We start from the raw sequence: 26,081 nt of genomic DNA on the forward strand, positions 1-26,081 counted from the left end.
CGGTCAGCCGCGCAGCGGGCGGGCCTCGGGGAGCTTGATGCGGTCGACGGCCTCGCGGCGGGTGCGTTCGGGGCGGCGGTCGTAGCGGGCGGTGGTGGCCGGGGAGGAGTGACCGACCAGGGCCTGGGCGGTCGCCAGGTCCACGCCGGCGTCCAGGAGCTCGCCGATGAAGGTGCGGCGGAAGTCGTGCGCGGTACGGCGGGGCGCCCCGGCCTCGCCCAGGCGCCGGGCCAGGATGTCGGCGATGCCCTGCCCGCTGAGCGGCCGCGGCCGCAGGCCCCCGGACTTGGTGAACGGCGAGAACAGGGGACCGGGCGCGTCGCCGCGCACCGCGAGCCAGCGTTCGAGCAGCGCGATGGCCTCGGTGGTGAGGTAGGCCAGGCGCTGCTTGTCGCGCTTGCCGAGCACGCGCAGGCTGCGCGAGGCCGGGTCGTAGTCGGCCAGCGTCAGCCCGGCCACCTCCGAGCGGCGGCAGCCGGTGGAGTAGAGCAGGGCGATGAGCGCGGCGTCCCGCACGCCGGCGGGGGTGGCGTCGCAGCTCGCCAGGGCGGCGCCGACCACTTCGGGCGGCACGTGGTGGCCGGTGGGCAGGCGGCTCTGCCGTACCGGGGACAGGTCCGAGGCGCGGGCGTAGTCCTCGGCGGTGAGCTGGCCCAGGCGCCAGGCCTCCTTCAGGACGCGGCGCAGCGCGACCAGGTGCTTGTTGACGTAGGCGGCCGACCAGCCCTGCTCGGTGAGGATCGTGCGGATGCGGACGGTGTGCTCGTAGCGCAGGCGGTGCCAGGGCAGTCCGGCGCCGGAGACGGTGTCGTCGCCGGTCAGGATGCGGGCCAGGCGGTCGAGGCAGCCGCGCATGGTGCGGCGGGATTCGGGGCTGGTGAGCGAGTCCAGGTAGACGTGGTAGGGGTCACGGACCGGTTCGGCGGGCAGGACGGGCAGGCTCACCCTGCCGATCATGCCAGAATGCCGCTAGGTTATACGTATCAGCATCCAGTGAGGAGCCCCCCGATGAAGCTGAACCTGCACGAGCGTGGCGAAGGCGACCGGCTCGCCCTGCTCATCCACGGCGGCATGAGCGACCACCGCACCTGGCACGCGGTGACCGACGAGCTGGTCGCGCGCGGCTACCGCGTGATCGCGCCCGACCTGCGCGGGCACGGGCTGAGCCCGCGCGGCGAGTACGCGCCCGGCCTGCTCGGCGACGACCTGGCCGAGAACCTGCCCGCCGGGGCGGACGTGGCGATCGGGCACTCACTCGGCGGACTGTCGCTCGCGCTGGCCGTCGAGCGGTTGCGGCCCCAGCGGGCGATCTACTCCGATCCCGGGTTCAAGCTGGGCAACGTGCCGGCCGGCGCGACGGAGTACATGCGGCAGATGGTGCTCACCGCCACCGCCGCGTCGGTGCGGCAGATGAACCCGCGCTGGTCGGAGGCGGACGTCGAGGCGGAACTGGCCGGGTTCGCCCTGTTCGACGTGGACTTCCTCGCCACCGTGCGGGCCTCGGCGGATGCCGACCACACGCCGCCGCCGGTGGTGCCGTCGCTGGTGCAACTGGCCGACCCCAGCTTCACCGTGACCCCCGAGGACGCCGAGCGGCTGCGCGCGGCCGGGTTCGAGGTGCGCACGGTCAAGGGCGCCGGGCACTGCATCCACCGCGACGACCTGCCCGCCTTCCTGGCCTCGCTGGAGGGCTGGATCTGACCCCGCGCGGCTCGGCCGCGAGCGCGCGACACGTGCACCCGAGCCACAAGCGGGCGCGCCACAAGAGCGTCGCAGCCGAGCCACCAACGGGCGCGCCACAAGAGCGTTGCAGCCGAGCCACAAGCGGCCCGCCCTAGCCTCCAGATCATGCTGACCACTCTGGCCGTGACCGCCTCCCTCCTGCTCACCGGCGCCCCCGCGCACGGCACGGCGACCAAGCCGCTGACCTTCCGCGGCATGACGCTGCAGATCCCCAAGACCTGGAAGGTCGCCAAGGACGTCTGGGGCCTGCACGTCAAGACCGGCCGCTGCGACCGGCGCGCGGCCGAGTGCCGCGGCTTCCACCTGGTCGGGCCGGAAGGCATCTCCTACGGGCGGCACGGCAACCCCTACCGCCCCGACGCGCAGTACCACCCGGGCAACGGGCTGTCGGCCTGCCTGCCCGACAAGCGGTACGTGGAGGACTTCCCGGGCAAGCTGCTGGAGAGCGGGCTGCGCCCGGCCGGCGCGGGACGCAAGGCGGCCTACAGCGTGTGGCGCGTCGGCTGCTCGACGCAGACGGGCAAGTGGACGAGCCTGTCCTACCGGGAGCGGGTCTGGTACCTGCCCACGTCGAAGATCCTCGTCTTCGACCAGTGGAGCACCGCCGGCCTCGGCTCGATCCTCGGCCGGGCGAGCTGGAGCTGAGCCGCGGGGGCCCCCTTGAAGTGCCCGGGGAAGTCTGGTTGGTTCGTGACATGGCGCAGCTGACGGCTCTGGACGCGCAGTTCCTCCACTTCGAGACCGCCACCAACCACGCCAACATCGCGGGGCTGGCCATCCTCGACGGCGACGTCAACCGCAGCGACCTGCAGGATCTGCTCCAGCAACGCCTGCCGTACGTGCCGGCCCTGCGGCGCAAGCTGGCGCCGGTGCCGCTCGGGCTGGACCACCCGTACTGGGTGCGGGAGGACGACCTCGACCTCGACTACCACGTGCGCGAGATCGGGCTGCCGCCGCGCGGGGACGACCGCCAGCTCGCCGAGCAGGTCTCGCGGCTGCACGCGCGGCGGCTGGACCGCAGCCGGCCGCTGTGGGAGATCTACCTGATCCACGGCCTGTCCGGCGGGCGGATGGGGCTGTACACGAAGATCCATCACGCGGCCGTGGACGGGATCGGCGGGGCCGACGTGCTGGCCGCGCTGCTCGACCTGACGCCCGAGCCGGCGCCTCCGCCTGCCGTACCGCCGGAGGAGGACGAGGAGCCGCCGACGCCGCTGGCGATGGTGGGGCACGCGCTGACCAGGCTGGCGGCCAACCCGGCGCAGGCGGTGCGGTTCGCCGCCGCGGCGGTGCCGCACCTGGACGAGATCCCGGTGGTCTCCTGGCTGCCCGGGGCGGGGCTGGTGTCGCGGCTGGCGCGGCGCGCGGCCGGCGCCGGGCAGGCCCCGCGCCTGCCGCAACTGCCCGCGCCGCGCACGCCGTTCAGCGGCCCGCTGTCGGCGCACCGCCGCTTCGCCTTCGTCAGCCTGCCGCTGGAGGAGGTCAAGGAGGTACGGCGGGCCTTCGGGGTGACCGTCAACGACGTGGTGATGGCCGTGTGCGCCGGGGCGTTACGGCGCTGGCTGGAGGCGCACGGCGGGGTGCCGGACCGGCCGCTGGTGGCCGGGGTGCCGTTCTCGCTGCGTGAGGCGGGGAGGACCGAGCCGGGCAACCAGGTGACCATCATGACCGCCCCGCTGGCGGTGCACCTGGAGGACCCGGTGGAGCGGCTGCGGCACGTGCAGCAGGCGATGCGGCGGATCAAGGACCGGTTCTCGCTGGCGCCGGCGCGCTGGCTGCGGGAGTTCTCCGAGTCGATGCCCGCGGCGTTGATGGGGCTGGCGGCGCGCTCGGCCTTCGGGCTGGTGGGGCAGACGATGCCACCGATCAACGTGGCGATCTCCAACGTGCCGGGCCCGCAGTTCCCGCTGTACGTGTGCGGGGCGCGGCTGCTGACCCACTACCCGGTCTCGGTGATCACCGACGTGAGCGGCGGGGTCAACATCACCGCCTTCTCCTACAACGGCTCCGTCGACGTCGGCGTGGTCACCGACCGGCGCATGGTGCCCGACCCGTGGGAGCTCACCCACGACCTGCGCAAATCCCTCGACGAATTGCGGAACGAAGCTTGCCGCGATACTCCGTAGCGTTGGGGTCATGGACGACAGGACGTTGAACCGCACCACCCTCGAACGCCAGCTCCTGCTGCGCCGCGCCCCCCTCACCCCGCTGGAGGCCGTCCGGCACCTGGTCGCCCTGCAGGGGCAGGAGCCCAACCCGCCCTACCTCGGGCTGTGGTCGCGGCTGTCGGCCTTCGCCCTGGAAGACCTGACCAGCCTGCTGTACGGCAAGCAGGTCGTGCGCTCGTCGCTGCTGCGCGGCACCCAGCACCTGACCGCGGCCGAGGACTACCTGTGGTTGCGCCCGCTGATGCAGGCCCCCATGTCGCGCTCCCGCCAGGCCGCCTTCGGCCGCGACACCCGGGGCCTGGACCTGGAGGAGTTCGCCGGGCACGCCCGCGAGCTGCTGACCGGCCGGACCCTGACCCGCCCGCAGCTCGGCGCGCTGCTGACCGAGCGGTGGCCGCAGTACGACAAGCTGGCGCTCGGCTGGTCGGCCCAGGCGCTGCTGCCCCTGGTGCACACCCCGCCCAACGGCACCTGGAACCGCAAGGGCGCCACGCCCTTCACCCTGGCCGAGGAGTGGCTCGGCCGGCCCGTCGAGGAGCTACCGCAAGTGGAGCGGCTGGTGACGCGCTACCTGGCCGCCTTCGGACCGGCGACGATCATGGACGTGCAGGCGTGGTCGGGGCTGACGCGGCTGCGTGAGGTGATCGAGGCGATGCCGCTCAAGCGGCTGCCCGGCGGGCTGTTCGACCTGCCGGACGCCCCGCTGGCCGACCCGGACACCCCGGCTCCGGCGCGGTTCCTGCCGTGGTTCGACAACCTCATGGTCGCCCACCACGACCGCTCCCGGATCATGACCGCGCAGGCCCGGCGGCGGATCTGCGTGGGCGCGATCGTCTACCCGACCTTCCTGGTGGACGGGACCGTCGGGGGGATCTGGGACATGGTGAACGGCTCGCTGGTCATCCTGCCGTTCGAGCCGCTCGGCGAGGACGCGCGGGAGGAGCTGGCCGCGGAGGGCGCCCGGCTGCTGGCCTTCGCCGGGCACGACGGCGGGGAGATCCGCTGGCTCGCCGATGCGAGCTCCGCGACAAGCTGGCCGCCGAGCGAGTGGCCCGGCTCACGCTGAAGCCCGGGCCTGGGGGACAGGCTCGGGAGGGCCGGCTCTAGGCTGGCCGGGTGATCCCCAAGGCGCACCTGCACACCCACCTGGAAAGCACCATCCGGCCCCGGACGATCGCCGAGTTGAGCGGCGGCGCGATCGCCGAGCCCGCCGGGCCCGCCGAGACGCGGTTCGCCGACTTCCGCGACTTCGCCGACCAGCGGGCCAAGGTGCGCGAACTGCTCACGGAGCCGGCGCACTTCCGGCGGATCGCGGTGGAGTTCTGCCAGGACGAGGCCGCCCAGGGGGTGCGCTACGCCGAGGTGACCTTCACCGCCGCCTCGCACGGCGAACGGGTGGGGGCGCTGGAGATGCCGCTGGAGTCGGTGCTGGAAGGGCTGGAGGAGGGGCGGCAGCGGTACGGCCTGGAGACGCGGGTCATCCTCGACCACTCGCGGCGGCGGCCCGTGGAGCGGCTGCGCCGTACCGTCGAGCTGGCCGCGCGCTACGAGCAGGTGGTCGCGGTCGGGCTGGCCGGGGACGAGCGGCACTCGCTGAAGCCGTTCGCCGGGGTGCTGCGGGAGGCTCGGGATCTCGGGCTGCACCTGGTGCATCACGCGGGGGAGAGCGCGGGGGCCGAGAGCGTGCGGGAGGCGCTCGAGGTGGGGATGGCTGAGCGGATCGGGCACGGGATCCGGGTGCTGGACGATCCCGCGCTGGTGGCGGAGGTGCGGGAGCGGGGGGTGCCGCTGGAGGTGTGCCCCACGTCCAACGTGATGTTGTCGCTGGTGGGATCCATGGCGGAGCATCCGCTGGCTCGGCTGGTGGAGGCTGGGCTGGTGGTGACGCTCAACACCGACGGGGAGACCTCGTTGGGTGGGGAGTATCGGGTGGCTGCGGAGGTTTTCGGGCTGGATGTGGGGGAGTTGGCTCGGGCTTCGGTGCGGGCCAGCTTTGCGCCTGCGGCGGTTAAGGAGCGGGTGTTGGCGGAGATTGCGGGTTATCGCTCTTCGTAGGGGGCTGGGGGTCGTACTGGGGCAGTTCCGTCTGTCGGGGTGCTCGCCGCATCGGGAGGGCCCGGGGGGTTGGTGGGCTGTGTTGGGACGCCCCGCGGGGTGGGTGGGGTTTGACTGGTTGTTTGCGTGGCGGGGGCGCTGGGGGCTGGGTGGTCCGGGTATGCCCGGCTCATGCCTCTGCCCGCCTACCAGCCCATGCTGGCGCAGCTAGGGTCGCTGCCGACTGCTGCGGAAGAGGCCGGCGTCGCGGTCGAGATGAAGTGGGACGGGATCCGCTGCCTCGGCTACGTCGAGGGGCGCGGGCTGCGGCTGGCCTCCCGGACCGGCAAGGACATCACACTGGCCTACCCGGAGCTGTATCCGCTGGCGGGGGCGGTGGGCGGGCATGACGTGGTCCTGGACGGGGAGATCATCGCGTTCAACGACGAGGGGGTGCCGTCGTTCGGGGCGCTGCAAGGGCGGATGCAGCAGAACGCGGCCAGGGCCGGGCAACTGGCCCGCACGGTGCCGGTGACGTACATGGTCTTCGACATCCTGCACGTGGACGCCTCGACGACCATCCACCTTCCCTACCGAGAGCGGCGGGAGGTGCTCAAAAGCATCGTGACGCCCGGCTTTCGGTGGCAGGTGCCGGTCGAGTTCCTCGGGCACGCGCAGGAGGCGCTGGACGCCAGTTCCCGCCTCGGGCTGGAGGGGGTGGTCGTCAAGCGGCTGTCCAGCCCGTACCGTCCGGGGCGGCGCAGTGCCGAGTGGACGAAGGTGAAGAACTGGGCCGGCATGGACGTGGTCATCGGCGGCTGGACGCAGGGCACCGGGCGACGCCAGACGACCATCGGCTCGTTGCTGCTCGGGGCCTATGACGCCGACCGCCGCTTGCAGTACGTGGGGAACGTGGGCACCGGGTTCACGCAGGCGATGCTGGCCGATCTGCTCGGGCGGCTCACCCGGCTGGAGCGCTCGCACAGCCCGTTCGCCTCGCCGGTGCCGGCTCCGCATGCCCGCACCGCGCGCTGGGCCGAGCCGGTGCTGGTGGGTGAGGTGCGTTACGCCGAGCTGACCGGGGACCGGCGGCTGCGGCACCCGTCGTGGCGCGGACTGCGACCGGACATCCCGGCCGAACGGGTCACCACCGACCAGATCCGCCCCACCCCGGGCCACGGCCACGGAACCGGCACAGCCGCCGCAGGCTAGCCGACACCCTCCAAACGGGCGCGCGCAGGCTAGCCGACGCCCCCGAACGGGCGCGCAGGCTAGCTCGGCTCTCCCAAGGGGGCGAGGCGGTGGGCGGCCTCGAGGAGGTCGGCCGGGTCGGCGGTGGCGGCGAAGGCCAGGCGCAGGTGGGCGGCCGGAACCTCGGTCGCGAAGAACCGGTGACCCGCGCTGACCGCCACCCCGGCCCCCCGGGCCGCCTCGGCGGCGGCCACGTCCCCGACCCCGTCCGGCAGCCGGACCCACAGGTGCAACCCGCCCCCGGGCACCCGCGCCACCTCCCACCCCGGCACCTGCCGGGCCAGCGCCGCCACGAGCGAGGCGCACCGCTCCCGCAACGCCGCCCCCAGCCCGCGCACATGCCGCTCCCAGGTCGGCGAGCTGAGCAGTTCGACCGCCGCCTCCTGCAGAGGCCGGGCGATGAAGAAGTCGTCCACCAGCCGGATGGCCCGCAACCGCTCCAGCACCGGCCCCCGAGCGACCAGAGCCCCGATGCGCAGGCTCGGCGCCGCCGGCTTGGTGAGGGAGGTCAGCCACACCACCACCCCGTGCCGGTCGTCGGCCAGCAGCGGCGGCGGCACCGGCCCACCGTGCCCGAGGTGCCGGGCGAAGTCGTCCTCGACGACGAACGCGCCCGCCGCCCGCGCCACGTCGAGGACCTGCCGCCGCCGGTGCGGCGCCAGCACCGCCCCGGTCGGGTTGTGGAAGGTCGGCTGGCAGTACAGCACCCGGGCCCGCGTCAGTGCGAAGGCGTCGGCCAGCAAGTCCGGCAGCAGTCCGTCGCCGTCCATGGGCACCGGCACCGGCCGCAGGCCGGCCGCCTTGGCGGCGGCGATCGCGCCCGGATAGGTCGGTGACTCCATCAGCACCGGGTCGCCCGGCGCGGCGATCGCCCGGAAGGCCATCGACAGCCCGCTCTGCCCGCCCGCGGTGACCAGCACGTCCTCGGCGCGCACGCCGTCACCGGCCAGGGCGGCGAACAGGCTCCGCAGCCCCGCCAGCCCGGCGGCCGGTGCCCGGTCCCAGGCGCCGGGCCGGCGCGCGGCCCTGGCCAGCGCCGCGCTCAGGAGCTGCGCCGGCTGGAGCGAGGGGTGCAGGTAGCCGCCGTCCAGCAGGATCGTGCCGGGCGCGGGCTCCTGGAAGGTGAGCAGGCGCGTCTCGACGCTGCGGTCGGCCAGGGTCACGCTCTGCCAGGCGGTGTCGGCCGGTTCGGCGCGCCGCCGGGGACGTTCGGCGACGTAGGTGCCGCTGCCCGGCCTGCTGATCACCACGCCTTCGGCGGCCAGGGCGGCGATGGCCTGGGAGACGGTGCCGGGGCCGACCCGGTAGCGCTGGATGAGCTCCCGGCTGGTCGGCAGCCGCTCGCCCGGGGCCATCCGGCCGATCATCGCCCGCATCGTGGCGGCCAGCTCCGCAGAACTGCTACTGTCCGACATGAGAGATGATAATAGCGCTTCCGGCATCAATGCAGAATTGCTTCTGGACGTGGTGGCCTTGCGCGCCGACACCCCCGGCACCGGCAACGTCGTGCACTTCAACAACGCCGGCTGCGGCCTGCCGGCCACCCCGGTGCTGGCCGCGATGACCGATCACCTGCGCCTGGAGGCGCAGATCGGCGGCTACGAGGCCGCCGCCGCCCGCGCCGAGCAGGTGCGCGGCTTCTACGCCGAGACCGCCGCCCTGCTCAACTGCGCCCCGGAGAACATCGCCTTCGCCTCCAGCGCCACCCACGCCTACTCCACCGCCCTGTCGGCGATCCCCTTCGAGGCCGGCGACGTCATCCTGACCACCCGCAACGACTTCATCTCCAACCAGATCGCCTTCCTGTCGCTGCGCCGGCGCTTCGGCGTCGAGGTCGTGCACGCGCCCGACCTGCCCGAGGGCGGGGTGGACGTGGCGGCGATGGCCGCGCTGATGCGCCGGCACCGGCCCCGGCTGGTGGCCGCCACGCACATCCCCACCAACTCCGGCCTGGTCCAGCCGGTCGCCGAGATCGGCCGGCACTGCCGCGAGCTGGACCTGCTGTACCTGGTCGACGCCTGCCAGTCGGTCGGGCAGTACCCGCTCGACGTCGCCGAGATCGGCTGCGACCTGCTCACCGCCACCTGCCGCAAGTTCCTGCGCGGGCCGCGCGGGTCCGGCTTCCTGTACGTCTCCGACCGGGTGCTGCGGGCGGGGTACGAGCCGCTGTTCATCGACATGTACGGCGCGCGCTGGGTGGAGCCGGGCCGCTACCAGCCGGTCGGCAACGCGGCCCGGTTCGAGGACTGGGAGTTCCCCTACGCCGTCCTGCTCGGCTGCGCCGAGGCCGCCCGGTACGCCCGCCGGGTGGGCATGGACGCCATCGCCCGCCGTACCCCCGCCCTGGCGGCGAGCCTGCGCGACGGCCTGGCCGCCCTGCCCGGCGTCCGCGTGCTGGACCACGGACGGCAGCTCGGCGCGCTGGTGACCTTCGCCGTCGAGGGCTGGGCCGCCGAGCCGTTCAAGGCGGCGATGGACGCCCGCCGGATCAACTCCGCGCTCAGCTTCCGGCACTTCGCCCAGTTCGACTTCGGCGACAAGGACGTCGAGTGGTGCCTGCGGCTGTCGCCGCACTACTACAACACCGAACAGGAGGTCGCCGAGGTCGTCGCCGCCGTCGCCGAGCTCGCCGCCTCTAGCATGGGCGGGTGAAGTACATGCTGATGATCTACACCAACGCCGCCGCCCGCCAGGCCATGGAGCCGGACATCGACCGGATCATGGCCGAGGTAGAGGCGCTGATGAAGGAGCTGGAGTCGACCGGCGAGTGGGTCGGCGGCATGGCCCTGGACGACGTGGCCCGCACGGTGCGGGTCAGCGGCGGGCTGCCCGCGGTGACCGACGGGCCGTTCCTGGAGACCAAGGAGGTGCTCGCCGGGGTCAGCATCGTCGACTGCGCCAGCCTGGAGCGCGCCACCGAGATCGCCGCCCGCTGGCCGGACGCGCGCTACTGCGCGATGGAAGTGCGCCCGGTGGTGGGCGAGGCGTGATCGACGGGCTGCTGCGCGAGCTGGCGCCGCAGGTGCTGGGCTCGCTGGTGCGCCGCCACGGCGACTTCGACACCTGCGAGGACGCGGTGCAGGAGGCGCTGCTGGAGGCGGCCACGCAGTGGCCCGTCCGCGGCCTGCCGGACAACCCGCGCGGCTGGCTGGTGACGGTGGCCTCGCGGCGGCTGATCGACCAGGTGCGCAGCGAGGCCGCCCGCCGGCGGCGCGAGGAGAGCGCGGCGCTGCGGGAGGAACCGCTGCGCCGGGAGGACTCCGAACCCGGCGAGCCCGGCGGGCCGGTCCGCGACGACACCCTGGACCTGCTGTTCCTGTGCTGCCATCCGTCGCTGCCGGAAGCCTCGCAGGTGGCGCTGACGCTGCGCGCGGTCGGCGGGCTCAGCACGGCGGAGATCGCCCGCGCCTTCCTGGTGCCGGAGGCGACGATGGCCCAGCGCATCAGCCGGGCCAAGGCCAGGCTCAAGGGGGTGCGCTTCGGCGAGCCCGGGTCGGTGCCCGTCGTGCTGCACGTCCTGTACCTGATCTTCAACGAGGGCTACACCGCCTTCCGCGGCGACCTGGCCGAGGAGGCGATCCGGCTGGCGCGGGCGGTGCACCGGCTGCTGCCCGGCGACGGCGAGGCGGGCGGGCTGCTGGCGCTGATGTTGTTGTCGCAGGCCCGGCGGGCCGCGCGCACCGGGCCGGACGGGGCGCTGATCCCGCTGGAGCGCCAGGACCGCTCGCGCTGGGACCGGGCGCTGATCGCCGAGGGGGTGGAGCTGGTCAGCCGGGCGCTGAGCGGCTCGCCGCTCGGCCCCTACCAGGTGCAGGCGGCCATCGCGGCCGTGCACGACGAGGCGCGCGGCTGGGCCGAGACCGACTGGCCGCAGGTGCTGGCGCTGTACGGCCTGCTGGAGGACACGCCGGTGGTACGGCTCAACCGGGCGGTCGCGGTCGCGATGGTGCACGGGCCGGAGGCCGGGCTGGCGTTGCTGGAGCCGCTGGAGGCGGAGCTGGCCGGGTTCCACCGGCTGGCCGCCGTCCGCGCGCACCTGCTGGAGCGGGCCGGGCGGGTGCGGGAGGCCCACCAGGCGTACGGCGAAGCCGCCCGGTCCACGCCCAGCGAGCCCGAACGCCGCTACCTGCTCGACCGCGCCGACCGGCTCCACCCCACCTCACACGAGGCGCCCTGAACGGCCCTCGTCCGGCGTCCCCCGTCCCGCGTGCCGTACGTTGGGCAGAGGACCTGCACGGATGACTGACCGGGGGGCGTCATGATCGTGGTCGGGGTGGACGGCTCGCGGGCGGGCCTGGAGGCGGTCGCCTGGGCGGCCCGCGAGGCGAGCCTGCGCGAGGAGCCGCTGCGGGTGGCGCACGCCATGCCCGCCTGGGCGATCGAGGAACGCACCGGCCGCCTGTCGGAGGTGTCGGAGTGGATGCGCGAGGGCGCCAAGGTCGTCCTGGACGCCGGGCTGGAGCGCGCCCGGCGTGAGGCGCCCGGCGTCGAGGCCGACTCCCAGCTCCTGCCCGGCGACGCCCGCGAGGCGCTGATCGCCGCCTCCGGCCACGCCGGGCTGCTGGTGGTCGGCAATCACGGGCTCGGCGGCGTGCGCGGGCTGCTGGTCGGCTCGGTCGCCTACGGCGTGGCCGCCCGGGCCGCCTGCGACGTGGTCGTGGTGCGCGAGGGGCCCCGGCGGGGCGAGATCGTCGTCGGCGTGGACGGCTCACCGGCCGGCGAGCACGTGCTCGACTTCGCCTTCGCCGAGGCGCGGCTGCACGGCGCCCGGCTCCGCGCGGTGCACGCCTGGACCATGCTGGAGGCGGGCGGCGGCTTCTACCCGGTCCCCGACGACCTGGGACTGCGCGAGACGCTCGGCGGGCGGCGCGAAAGCCACCCGGACGTGGAGCTGATCGAGGAGATCGTCCGCGGCCACGCCGTGGAGGTGCTGCGCCAGGCGGCCGAGGGCGCCGACCTGCTGGTGGTCGGCACGCGCGGGCAGGGGCAGGTGGCGGGGCTGGTGTTCGGCTCGGTCAGCCAGGCGATGCTGCAGCAGGCGCCGTGCTCGCTGGCCGTGGTCCGCACCGGCGCCGAACGGTTCGGCTCGTGACCGGTTCGCCGCGCCACCGGTTTGGTCCGTAGCTGGTTTGGTTCGTAGGGCGAACCTTTCTGCTAGGCTGGGCCGATGGCCAAGGCTGAGCACAGTTTGGGAGTGGTGGCCGCGCTGGTGCGGGCGACCTTCCTGGTGGACGCGGTGTACGTGACCTCCGCGCGCGAGTACGGGCTGACCCAGCAGCAGGGGCAGTTGTTGTGCGTGCTGATGGCCAAGCCGTACCGGATGGGCGAGCTCGGCGCGGTGCTGGGGCTGGCCAAATCGAGCCTGACCGAGCTGGTCGACCGCAGCGCCCAGCGCGGGCTGGTGCGGCGCGAGCCGCACCCCGACGACCGGCGCGCGGTGCAGGTGCGGCTGACCGAGCGCGGCTCCGAGCTGGCCGAGGCGTTCTACACCGCCACCTGCGAGCGCATCGACCTGCTGCCCTCCGGCCTGGACGAGGCCGAGCGCGCCACGCTGGCCGGCCTGCTGAGCCGGGTGGTCGCCGACAACGACGTCCCGGCCGTCTTCAGCGAGCCGGAGCACGCCGAACCAGGCCGAGAGGCGAGCGAGCACACCGAACCGCGCCCGGAGGCGAGCGAGCACGCCGAAGCGAGCCTCGAGACATCCGATCTCCAGACCCGCTAGAAGCGCTCCAGCGCCCCTCTGGCCAACCATCCCGGTCTATAGATCGGATGAAACGTGACCTTGGCGTGATCGTCTTCACCATGCCGCGACCCCCAGAATGAGCGCAATTCGCTCTCTGGAGGCACCGTGCACCTCGGCACCCCCTGGCGGCTGCTCCTGGCCGCCGCCCTAGCCGCCGGCGGTCTCACCGTCGCCGGCGCCACCCCCGCACTGGCCGCTGATCCGACCTTTCACGTCTCACCCGACGGCGACGACGCCGCCGCCGGCACCGAGGCCGCGCCGTACAAGACGATCGCCCGCGCGCAGCGCGCCGTCCGCGAGGCGCTGCCCGGCGCGAGCGGCCCGGTCCGGGTGCGGCTGCGCGGCGGCACCTACTACCTGGCCGAGCCGCTGACCTTCACCCCCGCCGACTCCGGCGCCGTCTACGAGGCGGCGCCGGGCGAGCGGGTCGTGCTCAGCGGCGGACGGCGGCTGACCCCGGCCTGGACCCCCTACCAGGGCGCGACCCTGGTCGCCGAGGTCGGCAAGGGCCTCGACTTCGACGAGCTGTTCCTGGACGGCCGCCGCCAGGTGCTGGCCCGCTACCCCAACGCCGACCCCGCCCAGCCGGTCCTGGACGGCTACGCCGCCGACGCGATCTCGCCCGAGCGGGTGGCCCGCTGGAAGCAGCCGACCACCGCGCTGGTGCGCGGCCTGCACCAGGGCGAGTGGGGCGGCAACTCCTTCAAGGTCACCGGCGTCGACGCCGACGGCGCCCCCGTGCTGCAGTGGGTCGGCGACAACAACCGCGGCAGCGGCCTGCACCCGGTCAAGCGCATGGTCGAGAACGTGCTGGAGGAACTGGACGCGCCCGGCGAGTGGTTCTACGACCGCGCCGAGGGCAAGCTGTACCTCCAGCCGCCGCCGGGCGCCGACCCGGCCACCGCCCGGATCGAGACCGCCGAGCGCGAGGAGCTCATCCGGGTCGTCGGCGACTCGCCGGCCGCGCCGGTGCACGACCTGACCTTCACCGGCCTGACCTTCACCCAGACGCACCGCACGCTGTTCTCCCGGCCCTTCGACAAGCTGCAGCTCGGCGACTGGGCCATCGCCCGCGCCGGCGCGCTCTACCTGAAGAACACCAAGAACGTCACCGTCACCGGCGCCCGCTTCGACCAGGTCGGCGGCAACGCGATCTTCATGGACGGCTACGCCGAGGGCAACCAGGTCACCGGCGGCGAGTTCCGCGACTCCGGCGCCAGCGACGTGACCGTCATCGGCTCGCCCGCGGCCGTGCGCGAGCCGTCCACCTGGGACGACATGCGCCGCACCATCACCGACACCACGCCGGGCCCGAAGACCGAAGACTACCCGCGCGACATCACCATCAGCGGCAACCACATGACGCGCAACGGCCGCTTCGAGAAGCAGACCTCCGGGGTGCAGATCTCGATGAGCCGCCGCGTGACCGTGTCCGGCAACACCATCCACGACGGCCCGCGCGCCTGCGTCGACGTCAACGACGGCACCTGGGGCGGCCACCTCATCGAGGACAACGACATCTTCGACTGCGTCAAGGAGACCTCGGACCACGGCCCGTTCAACTCCTGGGGCCGCGACCGCTTCTGGCCGCTGAACGCGGGCGACGAGGTCAAGAAGGGCTACGCCAAGCTCGACGCGCTGGAGACCACGCGGGTGCGGCACAACCGCATCTGGCACTCCTCGCACTGGGACATCGACCTCGACGACGGCTCCTCCAACTACGAGGTGACCGACAACCTGCTGCTCAACGGCGGGGTCAAGCTGCGCGAAGGCTTCTTCCGCACGGTGCGCAACAACATCTTCGTCAACGGCGGCGGCCACTTCCACGTCTCCTACGCCGACAACGGCGACGTGATCGAGAAGAACATCTTCGTCACCGCCGACCCCTACGACTTCATCCAGAGCGACCCGGCCACCTCCAGGACCGTCTACAACGACAACCTGTTCTGGAACAACGGCCGCGCCGTCGCCGACATCACCGACGCGTGGCGGGCCCGCGGCCTGGACACCCGCTCGGTCATCGCCGACCCGCGCTTCGAGGGCGCCAGCCCCTTCGCCGACCCGGCCAAGCTCGACTACACCCTCAAGAGCGACTCCCCGGCGCTGGCGCTGGGCTTCAAGCCCTTCCCGATGACCTTCGGCAAGCAGGGCGCGCCCACCCCGCCGCCGCTGACCTGGCACTCGGCCCCGGCCGGGATGACGCAGGCCAACCTCGCCGAACCGCTGATGGGCGCGACCGTCACCGAGATCCACAGCGACGAGATCAAGTCGAGCGTCGGCCTGACCGACTACGACGGCCTGTTCTTCGCCTCGGTGCCGGCCCAGTCCTACGCCGCGGCCAAGGGGCTGCGCACCGGCGACGTCATCCGGCAGCTCGGCGACACCAAGGTCACCGATCGCGGCAGCTTCTGGCGGGCCTACACGCTGGTCCCGGCCGGCGCCCCGCTCGTCCTGAAGGTCTGGCGCAACCAGGCCCTGACCGACCTGACCCTGCCGCGCACCGGCGGCGTCGAGACCGTCGACAACGTCTCCGGCGTCACCTACGCCGGCTCCGGCTGGGACTGGAAGAACAACCAGCGCGGCGGCGGCAGCTCCAGCCTGGACAACCTGCACGCCACCCAGGCCGACGGCGACTCCTTCGAGATCTCCTTTTACGGCACCGGCATCGAGTACATCGCCCAGGTCAACTCCGACGAGGGCAAGGTGGACCTCTACCTCGACGGGCAGCTCGACACCACCATCGACAACTACAGCGACACCCGCGTCCACCAGAAGGTCGTCTACACCAAGACCGGCCTGGCCCCCGGCAGGCACACGCTGCGCGGGGTCAAGAAGGGCGGCGACTACTTCATCGTCGACGGCTTCAAACTGCACAACGCCCCCGCCGGCGGCGACACCAAGCCCCCGGTGACCACCGTGACCGGCGTGCCCGCCGGGTGGAGTGCCGAGCCGGTGCGCGTCACCCTGGCCGCCGACGAGCCCGCCACCACCCGCTACCGGCTGGGCGAGGGGCCCTGGCAGGTGTACGGCGAGCCGTTCACCGTCGACCGCGAGGTGGCGCTGACCTTCCAGAGCACCGACACCGCCGGCAACGCCGAGGCCGAGCGCACCGTCGAGGTCAAGGTCGACACCACCGCGCCGGAGCTCACCGTCCAGGCGGCTCCCGGCCGGATCTGGCCGCCCAACCACAAGCTGGTCCCGGTCGAGCTGACCGTGCGCGCGAGCGACGCCGGGCCGGTGCAGGTCACCCTCGTCTCGGTCAGCGGCGGCTCGGAGGGCGACGTGGTCCGCGTCTCCGACACCGTCGTCAAGCTGCGGGCCGAGCGGGGCAACCGCTACGTCGTCACCTATCGGGCCGTGGACCGCGCCGGCCACACGGTGACCGCGAGCGCCGAGGTGGTGGTCGGCAAGCGCTGACCTGAGGGGAGGAGGCGGCGGCCGGGAGTGTCACATTCCCGGCCGCCGTCTCGTCCAGCCCGCATGACGACAGTTCTGGTGACAGGGGCGAGCGGCCGGCTGGGCCGCGTCCTGGTGGAACGGCTGGCCGCGGACGGCCACCAGGTGCGGGCGGCCAGCCGTACCGCCAGAAGCGGGCAGGGGCCCGTGCGGTGGGTCGTGGCCGACGTGGCCACCGGCGAGGGACTCGCCGAGGCGGTGGCCGGCGCGGAGGTGATCGTGCACGCGGCCTCGGCGCCCTACAAGGGCCGCTACACCGCGAAGGTCGAGGTCGAGGGCACCGCCAACCTGCTGGAGGCGGCCGGAAGAGCCGGCGTCGGGCATCTGGTCTACGTCTCGATCGTCGGCGCCGACCGGGTACCGATGGGCTACTACCGGTCCAAGGTGCGCGCCGAGGACCTCGTGCGCGGCGGGCCGGTGCCGTGGACGATCCTGCGGGCCACGCAGTTCCACGAGTTCGTCGCCGATGGCTTCCGCCTGCTGTCCAGGCTCGGCTTCCTGCCCGTCGACCCGGACGTGCGCGCCCAGCCGGTCGCGCTGGCCGACGTCGCCGGCCGCCTGGCCGAGCTGATCGCCGCCGGGCCCGCGAGGGCGATCGTGGAGTACGGCGGGCCGCGCGTGCTCGGCATGGCCGAGGCGGGCGAGGGCTGGTTGCGCGCCCAGGGCCTGCGGCGGCCGATCGTGCGGGTGCGGCTGCCCGGCGCGATGGGCCGCGCCTTCCGGGCCGGGCACCTGGTCACCGCCGCCGAACCGGCCGGGAGCGGCACGTGGGAGGACTACCTGCGGCAGGTCGCCGCGAAACGGTGAGGGTCCGGTCTCGCCGCGGGGGTTCCGTCCGCCCCCGCGGCGAGCGGCCTGGGGTTAGCCCAGCTTGTTGGTCCAGACGCGCTGGACGGGCCACGGGGTGATCTGGGTCGAGGAGATCGTCCCCGGCGGCTGCCAGGGGCCGGTGACCAGGATCGGGCCGGCGTAGGGGTGCCACTGCTGGACGGCCACGCTGTGCTGGCCGGTCCCGCCGGTGCACTGGCTGTAGGCCATGTTGCCCGACACCCAGGCGGTGCAGCCGGTGGGCGCGGCCAGGGCGGGGGAGGGGAGGAGGGCTGCGGTGCCGAGGGCCAGGGCGGCCGAACCGGCGAGGGCGGCGACGCGACGACGAAGGCTCATACGAGTCTCCTGCGGGGGGTGGGGGTGAGCTTTCTTTTAGGAAAGTTTCCTAAAGGAAAAGCTAGATCGCGTCCCGGTTCACGTCAATAGGCGATCAAGCCGTTCTCGGCCAGCCAGGCGGCGGCCGGGGTCGGCTCGACGCCCAGCCGCTCGGCCGCGGCCGGGTCGGCCCGGAAGAAGCCGGGATGTGCGGCGCCCCAGTGGTAGGTCGCGGCCACCGGCGGACCGGCCGGGCCGAGCGCCGCGGTGAAGGCGTCCGGGTCGGCGGCCTCGTAACGGGCGCCGGCCAGCGCCGCCAGTTCGGGGCCGGTGAGTTCCTGCGGGCCGCCCAGGTCGAGCCGCGCGCCCTCCAGCCCGTCGCGGGTCAGCGCGGCCTCGGTCGCCACGGCCAGGTCGTGGTGGCTCAACCACGCCACCGGCTGCTCGGCCGGCAGCGGATAGCGCAGCACCCGCTCGGCCCCCTGCCCCGCCCAGACCCAGGGGGCGTGCAGGTTGTCCAGGTAGACCGGCGGGCACAGCACCACCAGCGGCACCCCGGCCGCCTCCAGTTCGGCGACCGCGGCTCGCCTGGTGTCGAACGCGGCCACCCCCGACGGCCCGGCCGGCAGCCGGTTGGCGGTGTTGAGCACCATCCGCTCGACCCCGGCCGCCTTCGCCGCCGAGACGAGGTTGGCGGTGTAGCGGGCGACCGTCTCGGCCTCGAACACCAGCGGCAGCGTCACCGACACCCGCCGCACGCCGGCGAAGGCCGCCCGAACCGCCCGCTCGTCGCCGAGGTCGCCGGCGAAGCCCTCCACCCCGGACGGCACGCGCCCCGAACGCCCGAACCCGCGCACGGCCAGCCCCCTGCTCGCCAGCCGCGCCGCCACCGCTCCACCCTGGGCGCCCGAGGCGCCGATCACCAGAATCGTCATGCCGCCCAGCCTGCCCGCCCGGCGGGATACGCTCTATTAAGAACTCAACTGCTGTCTTTAAGGATCGTCCCCTGCCCGGTGACCTGCTGAGCGAGCTGCTCGCGCCGCTCCGGCTGGAAGGCGTCTTCCACAGCCGCTGGCTGGCCCGCGCGCCGTGGGCGATCGAGGGCGAGCGGGAGAGTTGCGCGCTGCTGCACTACGTCGCCGAAGGCGCGGTCACCGTCGAGGCGCCGGGGTGTGCGCCGGTCCGCCTGGAGGCCGGCGACCTGGCCGTCTTCCCGCACGGGAGCGTGCACAAGCTGGCCGACCGGCCGGGGCGCGCCGCCGTACCGCTGTCGGCGGTCCTGCCCGAGCGCTCGCCCGGCACCACCCGCTCGATCGAGCTCGGCGGGCCGGGACCGGCGGCGGTGCTGCTGTGCGGCGGGCTGCACTACCAGCGCGACGCCGCCTCGCCGCTGTATCGCGCCCTGCCGCCGGTGATCGTGCTCACCGCGCCGGCGCTGGCCGCCCACCCGCTGCTCGGCGACACCCTCGACCGGCTGGCCGGGGCATGGGACCCGGCCGAGCCTGGCGCGGAACTGGTCGCGCTGCGCGCCTTCGAGCTGGTCTTCGTGCTGGCCTTGCGGGCCGCGATGGCCGGCAGGACCGGCGGACCGGTCCTGGCCGCGCTGCGCGACCCCGCCATCGCGGCCGCGCTGCACGCGGTGCAGACCCGCTTCGCCGAGCCGTGGACGGTCGCCGCCCTGGCCGCCGAAGCGGGCCTGTCCCGCTCGGCCTTCGCCGCCGCCTTCCGCGCGCTGGTGGGCGAGGCGCCCATGCGGCACCTGACCGCCCGCCGCATGCAGGAGGCCGCGCGGCTGCTGACCGAGACCGGACTGGCGCACGAGCGCATCGGGCAGCGCGTCGGCTACCAGTCCGGCGTCGGGTTCCATCTGGCGTTCCGGCAGTGGTTCGGCGTCACCCCCGGCGACTACCGGCGCACCCGCCGGGAAGGCCCGTAGCGCTCAGTTGAGCTCGCAGGCCACCTCGGACTCGGCGACGCAGACGTCGGTGCCGCTGCCGCCGTCGGCCGAGTCGACCCCCGGGCCGCCGTCCATGATGTCGTTGCCGCCGTTGCCGACCATCGTGTCCCGGCCGAAGTCGCCCGAGACGCGGTCCTGGTTGGAACCGCCGAAGTACTGGTCGCTCCCGATGCCCAGGAAGGCCTGCAGCGGCAGCGCGGTGTTGTTCCGCACGATGTCGCTGCCGTCCTTGACGTTGGCCACGATCCTGGAGACCGAGGCGCTCGGGCAGCGGACGGTGTTGGGGTTCACCTGCGCGCAGGCGAAGTTGGTGATCAGCGTGTCGTTGGTGTTGACCACCTCGATCGTGGTGCCGACCACCTTGATGGTGATGTTGTCCGACACGGTGCCGGAGTTGATGGAGAGCAGCCCCCCGGTCAGCGTGACGTTCGTCAGCGCGTGCGCCGGCGCGGCGGCCAGCACCAGCGGTGCGGCAGCCAGGAGGCCGACGGTGAGGGCCTTGAACGTGGTGCGCATGGTTCTCCTCGACGGAATCGGTTGTGTCGAGGGGAAGTACATCCTGTGCACCCGCCCGCGCTCCGCGTCCTCCTGCACACTGCGACTGTGTCATCTTCCGTTGCCTTTTGTGGTGAATGATGAGGGCCGTGAGTCGCATCATCACCCCCATCGCGGTCGCCGCGGCCGTCGTCGTCCAGGTGTTCCATCTCGTGCTCGTGCTCAGCGGCATGTTCCTGCTGGACGGCTACTGGCTGCTGCTGGCCGTTCCCCTGCGCCTGGCCGCGCTGGCGTGGGCGTTGCGGGAGGTGCTGCGGCTGCGGACGCTCGTGCTGCGCGGCGCGCTGCGGGTCCTCCTCTACCTGTCGATCATGTACGCGCTGCTGGGGTCCTTCCTGGTAGACCTCCTGCTGGCCTGGAGCGGGCCGCAGCCGCTCGGTGACGCCGTGGAGGCGGCCGTCCCGCGGGCCTTGCAGGCGCCGCTGACGGTCCTGCTGGTCCTGGCGGTCAGCCGCGGCCGGTCGCGCCTGCGGATCGGCGGGCTGGCCTTCGCCGCCTTCTACATCGCGGTGCTGGTCATGGAGGTGATCCAGGAGGTCCCGTTGAGCGGGGTGGTGGTGTCGATCCTGGTCTCCTACGGGGCCGAGGCGGCCTGGCTGCTCGTGGTGCTGGCCGGGCAGTGGGCCGACGGGCGCTGGAGCAGGACGACCGTCCTGGTCGGGGCGGCGGCGTTCCTGCTGGAGGTCCTGTGGCTGGCGTTGCTCGCCGCCGGGGTGGAGACGGCCGTGCTGGCCTTCCAGGGCGTCGGCGTCATCGGCGTGGTCTGGCTCGCGCGCACCGCCCGCGAGTTGGAGGCCCCCATGCCGCCGCCGGTCAGCGTGCTTCGTCCAGGAACCGCCTGACCAGGTCGCCGACCGCCTCGGGCTGCTCGGTGAGCATGGTGTGGCCCGCCTCCATCTCCACCACCCGTACGGCAGGCGGCAGCCCGGCCAGGTCGCGCTGGACCCCGCGCCGGAAGGCGGCCATCAGCTCGCCACCGGCCAGCCCCGGCGGGTCCTGGGTCGCGACGACGACCAGCGTGGGGCAGCTCAGCTTGTGCAGCAGCGGGATGCTGTCGCGAAACTCCGGCGTGTAGCGCACCGCCTCCAGCAACTCCGCCGCCGGCCGGGCGTAGACCTGGCCGTCGCGCTCGACCAGCGCCCGGGGCGGGAACATCGGGCGGGCCTCGGCCGGCAGCGGCGCCCCCATCAGGGCGGCCTGCCCGTCGAACATGGCCTTGAGCCGCGCCAGCGCCTCGTCCCGGGCGGCCGGATCCATGCCCGGGTAGTTGTCCGGATGGTTCTCGGCCGAACGCAGGCCGTCCAGGTTGACGACGGCCGGGGTGCGCGGGTGGCGCAGCGCCCACTGCACGGCGATCATGCCGCCCAGCGAGTGCCCGACGACCGCCGGGGCGCCCAGCCCGAGGGCCCGCACGACCGCCTCCAGGTCGTCCAGGACCGCCTCCCACGACCAGGGGCCGTCGCCGGAGTGCCCGTGCCCGCGCAGGTCCACCGCGACCGTGCGCCGCCCGCCCAGGTCGAGGCCCGCCCAGGCCTCCAGTGTGCCGCCCAGCCCGTGCAGCAGCAGGACGGCCTCGCCGTCCCCGCCGGAGTCGCGCACGGCCAGCGGGATCTCGTGCTCAGTGATGACCTTGTCGTACGGCATGGCGCTCCTGGGGGTGGTTGAGCCGTTCGCGGATGGAGTCGGTGCTGACGCCGCCGTCCGGGTGGCGGTCGAGCTTGGCGCGTTTGACCAGGTCGTGGACGCCTTGGCGGGTGATGCCGAGCATGGCCCCCGCCGTGGCGAACGACACCGCCGCCCGGCCCGGGAACCCGGCCCGCCGGGCCGTCGCCCGCCCGAAGGCCGTGCCCCACCACTCGTCCGGCGGGTCGAACGGGGCGTCCGGGTCGTCGCCGGGGAACAGCGCGGCGATCAGCCGGGCCGAGGTGCGCACGGCCAGCCGCTCGTCCGGGCCGAGGAGCTGGGCGGCCCAGACCTCGGCCTCGATGCGCAGCCGCTCGCGCACCGGCGCGACCGGTCCGGCCTCGCCGAGCAGGATCTCCAGGGGATCGGTGACCCGCCGCTCGACCAGCGCGGCCAGCTCGGTGGCGAGGGCGACGTGCTCGCTGGTACTCACTTGACGGACAATAGCAAGTACTTGCTCTAAAGTGTCAAGTAGCGCTCAGGCCGGGCGGCGCAGGCGCTGGACGAGCAAGGTGACCCCGGCGACCAGCAGGGACACCCCCGGCCCGATCAGCAACGCCCCCGGGCCGCCCACCGGGAGCAATCGGCCACCGAGGTAGCCGAGTCCCACGGTGCAGGAGACGAAGATGAGCTCGGACAGGACGGCGGCGAGCAGGAACCTGCGGAACGGCAGGCCGACGATGCCCGCGGTGACCGCCCCCATGCCGCGCCCTCCCGGGATGAAGCGCACCCCGATCACCGACGGCACGCCGTACCGCTGGAAGCGGTCGGTCGTCCAGGCGAGTGCCGTGCGGCGCTTGGGTTTGCGCGACAACCACGTGGTGGCCGGCTCGCTCCACTTCCGGCCCACGCCGTAGACGGCCAGGTCGCCCAGGACCGTCCCGGCCAGGACGAGCGAGGCCAGGAGCGGAAGGCTGAGGCCGCCCGTGGCGGCGAGCGCGCCCGCGCCCGCCAGCAGGGCGGAGTTCGGGATCATCGGCGGGACGGTGGCGAGAAGCAGGAGCGCGTAGAGGTGCAGCGCGCTGTCCATGCCGCCCAGGCTTCCAGGCGGACTCCGGCCGCGGCAACGGGCGCGAGCCGGTCCCAGGGGGATCTCCGAGATCGCCCCTAGGGGACCGCAGGGTTAAGGAGCGGGCTGGAAGTGGGCGGCGTGGTCGCGCACCCACTGCTCGAAGGAGCGCGGCTCCCGGCCGGTGAGCTGGGCCACGAACGGGGAGACGGTACGGGCCTCGGCGGGCGGGTCGCCCTGCCAGGCGGCCAGGATCTCGACCAGCTCCTCGGCGTGCCCGGCCTCGCGCCAGCGCTGCTTGGCCTGCTCCTCGGTCAGCTCGTCGAAGGCGAGGTCGCGGCCCACGACCTCGGCGATGGTCGCCAGCCGCTGGCGCGGCGTGAGCGGCTCGGGGCCGGTCAGCGGGTAGGCCCGGCCGCCGTGGCCGCCGTCGGCCAGCACCCGAGCCGAGACCGCGCCCACGTCGCCCTCGTGCACGACGGCGATCGGCACGTCGCCGAACGGCTCGCTCACCCCGGCCCGCGAGCCGATCGCCGCCGCCCAGCCGAGCGTGTTGCCCATGAAGTCGGTGGGCTGCAGCAAGGTCGTCTCCAGGGAGCCGGCCAGGAAGGCGTCCTCGACCGGCCCGCTCTGCCCGTTCCACAACACCGCCACCCGCGCCACGCCGGCCTCCTCGGCCAGGGCCGCGAGCTCCGGGCCGGTGCGCAGGGTGGCGTAGTCGTCGCCGCCGACCGTCAGCAGGTGCACGCCGACCACGCCCTGCAACGCCTGCCGTACCGTCCGGGGGTCGGTCAGGTCGCCGCGGACGATCTCGGCCCCGGCGGGCAGGACGGCGGCGGCGCGCTCGAGGTCACGGGTCAGGGCGCGCACCGGGTGGCCCTCGCTGAGCAACTGGCGCACGACGTGGCGGCCGGCCCGGCCGGTGGCTCCGGTCACAAGGAATGTCATGCCGGCTCACGCTAGGCGGATGCCCCGCCGGCCGCCTCGGTCCGCGGACCGAGGCGGCTCGGACTTTCGGCCTAGTCCGTTAACCGGTGGACATCGCGCCGCGCCCGAGGCGAGGGTGTACGGCATGCGACAGGAGGACATCTGGGACGCCGAGGCGGCCCAGAGCTATGACACCCCGGGCCGTGGCATGTTCGCGCCGGAGGTGATCGGCCCCACCGTGGAGCGCCTGGCCGAGCTGGCGGGCGGCGGGCGAGCGCTGGAGTTCGCGATCGGCACCGGCCGCGTGGCGGTGCCCCTGGCCGAGCGCGGGGTGCCGGTCGCCGGGATCGAGCTGTCGCAGCCGATGATCGACCAGCTCCGCACCAAGGCCGGCGAGCAGGCCATCCCGGTCGTCGCCGGCGACATGGCGAGCGCGACCGCGCCGGGCGAGTTCACGCTCGTCTACCTGGTCTACAACACCGTCGCCAACCTGCTCACCCAGGCCGAGCAGGTGGCCTGCTTCCGCAACGCGGCCCGCCACCTGAGGCCGGACGGCCGGTTCGTGATCGAGCTGTGGGTGCCGGAGCTGCGCAAGCTGCCGCCGGGCGCGGCGGCCACGGTGTGGCACCACGAGCCCGGCTACCTCGGCCTGGACACCTACGACGTGCTCGGCCAGCAGGTCGTCTCGCACCACTTCCGCTTCGGCGAGGGCCGCGAGGCCCGGGTGTATCGCACCCCGCACCACTACATCTGGCCGGCCGAGCTCGACCTGATGGGGCAACTGGCCGGGTTCGAGCTGGAGTCGCGGCACGCCGACTGGTCGGGGGCGGAGTTCACCGCCGACTCGCGCTCGCACGTGTCGGTCTACCGCTTGCCGGAGGCGCTCGAGCGGTGAGCCAGGAGCGCGCGGTTAGTCATATTCCTTGACACGAATATTCTCTATGACGAATACTTCTCGGCATGGACGGACTTCTCGCCGCGCTGGCCGATCCGGCCCGGTGGCGGCTCGTGAGGTTGCTGGCCGAACGGCCCCGGGCGGTCGGCGTGCTGGCCCGGCTCGCCGAGGCGCGCCAGCCGCAGACCACCAAACACCTGCAAGCCCTCGAACGGGCCGGCCTCGTCGCGGTCCAGCGCTCCGGCCAGCGCCGCATCTACGCGCTGCAGGCCGAGCCGCTGCGGGAGCTGGCCGCCGAGCTGAACCGGCTCGCCGAGCTGGCGGAACAGGCTCGGCAGACCTTCGACCGCTACGGGCTCAACCTCGACGCCGAACGGCTCGCCGCCGCCGAGCCGGGGTGGGCCGACCAGCGGTCGTTCCGCTTCCGGCGCTCGCTGGCCGGGCCGCCCGAGCTGGTCTGGCGGCACCTCACCGACGCCGGGCTGCTGGCCCGCTGGTGGACGCCCGACGACCTGCGTGTCTCCGAGCTGGTCTTCGAGGCTCTGCCCGGCGGGCGGATCGTCCACGAGTACCGCGACGCCGAGGACCTCGACGGCGCCGACCCGGTCGCCGGACGGGCCCTCGGGACCGTCGAGGAGGTGCTGCCGGGGGAGCGCCTGACCTACCGGCTCTCCCCGCTGCTGGCCGACGGCGGGGTCGCCTTCACCGCCCACCTCGACCTGAACCTGCGGCCCGCACCCGGTGGCAGCGAGCTGGACGTGGACTTCCGCATCACCGGCAGCACGATCGGCTCCGCGGACTTCATCGCGGGGATCGAGCTCGGCTTCGGCCAGAGCCTCGACCGGCTCGTGACCACCATCGCCACCACGCAAACCGAGGGCCCAGCCCCCTCCGCCACGAACCCTTCCTCGTCAGGAGCATGAGCATGTCCCGCAAGGTCACCGCCAACCTCGCCCTCACCCTCGACGGCCGCTACAACGGCCCCGGTGGACCCGGCGACTTCGGACCGTTCGCCCCGTACGTCGCCACCGACGTCGCCCGCGACCACATGACGCGCATCTGGGAGCACGCCACCACCGCCCTGCTCGGCCGGCTCAACGCCGAAGGCTTCCTGGGGTACTGGCCCCCGGTCGCCGACGACCCCGGCGCCGACCCGCGCGACCGCGGCTACGCCAAGTGGCTGGTCGACGCCGAGAAGATCGTCTTCTCCAGCACCCTGACCGAGGCGCCCTGGGAGCGCACCCGCGTCGTCAACGCCCCGGCCGCCGACGTCGTCACCGAGCTCAAGGCCACCGGCAGCGGCGACCTGCTGGTCAACAGCAGCGCGAGCCTGATCAAGCCGCTCCTGGCCGCCGACCTGATCGACCGCCTCCACCTCCTGATCTGCCCCGAGATCGCCGGCGGCGGCGAGCGGCTGTTCCTGGACGGCCTGCCCGGCACCCGCTGGACCCTCACCGACCGCCAGGCCGGCGACCTCGGCGAGCTGGCCCTGATCTACGACCGCGCCCGCTGACCCG

27 protein-coding genes are annotated in these 26,081 nt (G+C 73.7%); 18 read left to right on the top strand and 9 right to left on the bottom strand.

Features of this window, described 5'->3' with window-relative positions; translation table 11 throughout:
- Nucleotides 1–3: 3 nt before the first annotated feature.
- Nucleotides 4–945 (bottom strand): tyrosine-type recombinase/integrase, encoded by a 942-nt coding sequence (locus AB0I67_RS15290; protein ID WP_357923387.1) that lies wholly within the window; start codon nucleotides 943–945, stop codon nucleotides 4–6.
- Between the two features lie 63 nt (nucleotides 946–1,008).
- Between AB0I67_RS15290 and AB0I67_RS15295 the strand changes: the two genes are divergently transcribed.
- From AB0I67_RS15295 to ligD, 6 genes are all read left to right on the top strand, one after another.
- Nucleotides 1,009–1,701 (top strand): alpha/beta hydrolase, encoded by a 693-nt coding sequence (locus tag AB0I67_RS15295; RefSeq protein ID WP_357923389.1) that lies wholly within the window; start codon nucleotides 1,009–1,011, stop codon nucleotides 1,699–1,701.
- A 147-nt stretch (nucleotides 1,702–1,848) separates the two neighbouring features.
- Nucleotides 1,849–2,388, top strand: a complete 540-nt coding sequence (locus tag AB0I67_RS15300) for a hypothetical protein (RefSeq protein WP_357923391.1) — start codon at nucleotides 1,849–1,851, stop codon at nucleotides 2,386–2,388.
- Between the two features lie 50 nt (nucleotides 2,389–2,438).
- The gene (locus tag AB0I67_RS15305; protein WP_357923393.1) at nucleotides 2,439–3,869 is read left to right on the top strand and encodes a wax ester/triacylglycerol synthase family O-acyltransferase; all 1,431 of its coding nucleotides are present in this window, start codon (nucleotides 2,439–2,441) and stop codon (nucleotides 3,867–3,869) included.
- A 10-nt stretch (nucleotides 3,870–3,879) separates the two neighbouring features.
- A complete protein-coding gene (locus AB0I67_RS15310; protein ID WP_357923395.1) occupies nucleotides 3,880–4,977 on the top strand; it encodes a winged helix DNA-binding domain-containing protein in 1,098 nt (365 codons plus the stop codon).
- Nucleotides 4,978–5,027: 50 nt separating this feature from the next.
- Nucleotides 5,028–5,966, top strand: a complete 939-nt coding sequence (gene add, locus AB0I67_RS15315) for an adenosine deaminase (RefSeq protein WP_357923397.1) — start codon at nucleotides 5,028–5,030, stop codon at nucleotides 5,964–5,966.
- 171 nt (nucleotides 5,967–6,137) lie between these two features.
- Nucleotides 6,138–7,157, top strand: coding sequence for a non-homologous end-joining DNA ligase (ligD, locus tag AB0I67_RS15320; RefSeq protein WP_357923399.1), 1,020 nt, complete (start codon nucleotides 6,138–6,140; stop codon nucleotides 7,155–7,157).
- A 59-nt stretch (nucleotides 7,158–7,216) separates the two neighbouring features.
- Here ligD and AB0I67_RS15325 read toward each other — a convergent pair whose 3' ends face one another.
- Complete coding sequence (locus AB0I67_RS15325) at nucleotides 7,217–8,611, bottom strand: PLP-dependent aminotransferase family protein (RefSeq protein WP_357923401.1); 1,395 nt, start codon at nucleotides 8,609–8,611, stop codon at nucleotides 7,217–7,219.
- 37 nt (nucleotides 8,612–8,648) lie between these two features.
- On the opposite strand from AB0I67_RS15325, the gene AB0I67_RS15330 reads away from it, so the two are divergent.
- The 7 genes from AB0I67_RS15330 to AB0I67_RS15360 all read left to right on the top strand — a co-directional run bounded on the left by AB0I67_RS15330 (nucleotide 8,649) and on the right by AB0I67_RS15360 (nucleotide 17,202).
- Nucleotides 8,649–9,848, top strand: coding sequence for an aminotransferase class V-fold PLP-dependent enzyme (locus AB0I67_RS15330; RefSeq protein ID WP_357923403.1), 1,200 nt, complete (start codon nucleotides 8,649–8,651; stop codon nucleotides 9,846–9,848).
- A 5-nt stretch (nucleotides 9,849–9,853) separates the two neighbouring features.
- Nucleotides 9,854–10,186 carry a YciI family protein gene (locus AB0I67_RS15335; RefSeq protein WP_357924065.1) on the top strand — a complete coding sequence of 111 codons (333 nt, stop codon included), beginning with the start codon at nucleotides 9,854–9,856 and terminating at the stop codon, nucleotides 10,184–10,186.
- Entirely contained in the window at nucleotides 10,183–11,373 is a 1,191-nt protein-coding gene (locus tag AB0I67_RS15340; protein WP_357923405.1) for a sigma-70 family RNA polymerase sigma factor, read from the top strand. The genes AB0I67_RS15335 and AB0I67_RS15340 overlap by 4 nt, the downstream gene beginning before the upstream one ends.
- A gap of 81 nt (nucleotides 11,374–11,454) precedes the next feature.
- Entirely contained in the window at nucleotides 11,455–12,288 is an 834-nt protein-coding gene (locus tag AB0I67_RS15345) for a universal stress protein (protein WP_357923407.1), read from the top strand.
- Between the two features lie 75 nt (nucleotides 12,289–12,363).
- Nucleotides 12,364–12,918, top strand: coding sequence for a MarR family transcriptional regulator (locus AB0I67_RS15350; protein ID WP_357923408.1), 555 nt, complete (start codon nucleotides 12,364–12,366; stop codon nucleotides 12,916–12,918).
- 126 nt (nucleotides 12,919–13,044) lie between these two features.
- Nucleotides 13,045–16,356: a PDZ domain-containing protein gene (locus tag AB0I67_RS15355; RefSeq protein ID WP_357923410.1), complete on the top strand. Its 3,312-nt coding sequence runs from the start codon at nucleotides 13,045–13,047 to the stop codon at nucleotides 16,354–16,356.
- A gap of 63 nt (nucleotides 16,357–16,419) precedes the next feature.
- Nucleotides 16,420–17,202: an NAD(P)H-binding protein gene (locus AB0I67_RS15360; RefSeq protein WP_357923412.1), complete on the top strand. Its 783-nt coding sequence runs from the start codon at nucleotides 16,420–16,422 to the stop codon at nucleotides 17,200–17,202.
- Nucleotides 17,203–17,256: 54 nt separating this feature from the next.
- On the opposite strand, the gene AB0I67_RS15365 is transcribed toward AB0I67_RS15360, so the two are convergent.
- Together AB0I67_RS15365 and AB0I67_RS15370 are read right to left on the bottom strand one after the other, a co-directional pair.
- Entirely contained in the window at nucleotides 17,257–17,559 is a 303-nt protein-coding gene (locus AB0I67_RS15365; protein ID WP_357923414.1) for a hypothetical protein, read from the bottom strand.
- 83 nt (nucleotides 17,560–17,642) lie between these two features.
- Nucleotides 17,643–18,473 (bottom strand): NmrA family NAD(P)-binding protein, encoded by an 831-nt coding sequence (locus tag AB0I67_RS15370; protein WP_357923416.1) that lies wholly within the window; start codon nucleotides 18,471–18,473, stop codon nucleotides 17,643–17,645.
- A gap of 140 nt (nucleotides 18,474–18,613) precedes the next feature.
- On the opposite strand from AB0I67_RS15370, the gene AB0I67_RS15375 reads away from it, so the two are divergent.
- Entirely contained in the window at nucleotides 18,614–19,474 is an 861-nt protein-coding gene (locus AB0I67_RS15375; protein WP_357924067.1) for an AraC family transcriptional regulator, read from the top strand.
- A 3-nt stretch (nucleotides 19,475–19,477) separates the two neighbouring features.
- On the opposite strand, the gene AB0I67_RS15380 is transcribed toward AB0I67_RS15375, so the two are convergent.
- Entirely contained in the window at nucleotides 19,478–20,011 is a 534-nt protein-coding gene (locus AB0I67_RS15380) for a hypothetical protein (RefSeq protein WP_357923418.1), read from the bottom strand.
- Between the two features lie 128 nt (nucleotides 20,012–20,139).
- Between AB0I67_RS15380 and AB0I67_RS15385 the strand changes: the two genes are divergently transcribed.
- Complete coding sequence (locus AB0I67_RS15385; protein WP_357923420.1) at nucleotides 20,140–20,892, top strand: hypothetical protein; 753 nt, start codon at nucleotides 20,140–20,142, stop codon at nucleotides 20,890–20,892.
- Here the strand turns inward: AB0I67_RS15385 and AB0I67_RS15390 are convergent.
- The 4 genes from AB0I67_RS15390 to AB0I67_RS15405 all read right to left on the bottom strand — a co-directional run bounded on the left by AB0I67_RS15390 (nucleotide 20,864) and on the right by AB0I67_RS15405 (nucleotide 23,690).
- The gene (locus AB0I67_RS15390) at nucleotides 20,864–21,694 is read right to left on the bottom strand and encodes an alpha/beta fold hydrolase (RefSeq protein ID WP_357923422.1); all 831 of its coding nucleotides are present in this window, start codon (nucleotides 21,692–21,694) and stop codon (nucleotides 20,864–20,866) included. The genes AB0I67_RS15385 and AB0I67_RS15390 overlap by 29 nt on opposite strands.
- Nucleotides 21,669–22,166: a hypothetical protein gene (locus AB0I67_RS15395; protein ID WP_357923424.1), complete on the bottom strand. Its 498-nt coding sequence runs from the start codon at nucleotides 22,164–22,166 to the stop codon at nucleotides 21,669–21,671. The genes AB0I67_RS15390 and AB0I67_RS15395 overlap by 26 nt, the downstream gene beginning before the upstream one ends.
- A 45-nt stretch (nucleotides 22,167–22,211) precedes the next feature.
- Complete coding sequence (locus AB0I67_RS15400) at nucleotides 22,212–22,763, bottom strand: VTT domain-containing protein (protein WP_357923426.1); 552 nt, start codon at nucleotides 22,761–22,763, stop codon at nucleotides 22,212–22,214.
- A gap of 93 nt (nucleotides 22,764–22,856) precedes the next feature.
- Entirely contained in the window at nucleotides 22,857–23,690 is an 834-nt protein-coding gene (locus tag AB0I67_RS15405) for an NmrA family NAD(P)-binding protein (RefSeq protein ID WP_357923428.1), read from the bottom strand.
- A 124-nt stretch (nucleotides 23,691–23,814) separates the two neighbouring features.
- On the opposite strand from AB0I67_RS15405, the gene AB0I67_RS15410 reads away from it, so the two are divergent.
- The 3 genes from AB0I67_RS15410 (at nucleotide 23,815) to AB0I67_RS15420 (ending at nucleotide 26,077) form a co-directional block, all read left to right on the top strand.
- The gene (locus tag AB0I67_RS15410; RefSeq protein ID WP_357923430.1) at nucleotides 23,815–24,564 is read left to right on the top strand and encodes a class I SAM-dependent methyltransferase; all 750 of its coding nucleotides are present in this window, start codon (nucleotides 23,815–23,817) and stop codon (nucleotides 24,562–24,564) included.
- Between the two features lie 65 nt (nucleotides 24,565–24,629).
- Nucleotides 24,630–25,487 (top strand): metalloregulator ArsR/SmtB family transcription factor, encoded by an 858-nt coding sequence (locus AB0I67_RS15415; RefSeq protein WP_357923432.1) that lies wholly within the window; start codon nucleotides 24,630–24,632, stop codon nucleotides 25,485–25,487.
- A 2-nt stretch (nucleotides 25,488–25,489) separates the two neighbouring features.
- The gene (locus AB0I67_RS15420) at nucleotides 25,490–26,077 is read left to right on the top strand and encodes a dihydrofolate reductase family protein (protein ID WP_357923434.1); all 588 of its coding nucleotides are present in this window, start codon (nucleotides 25,490–25,492) and stop codon (nucleotides 26,075–26,077) included.
- Nucleotides 26,078–26,081 lie beyond the last annotated feature (4 nt).

The organism is Nonomuraea sp. NPDC050310 (assembly GCF_040655795.1).
Taxonomy (GTDB): Bacteria; Actinomycetota; Actinomycetes; order Streptosporangiales; family Streptosporangiaceae; genus Nonomuraea.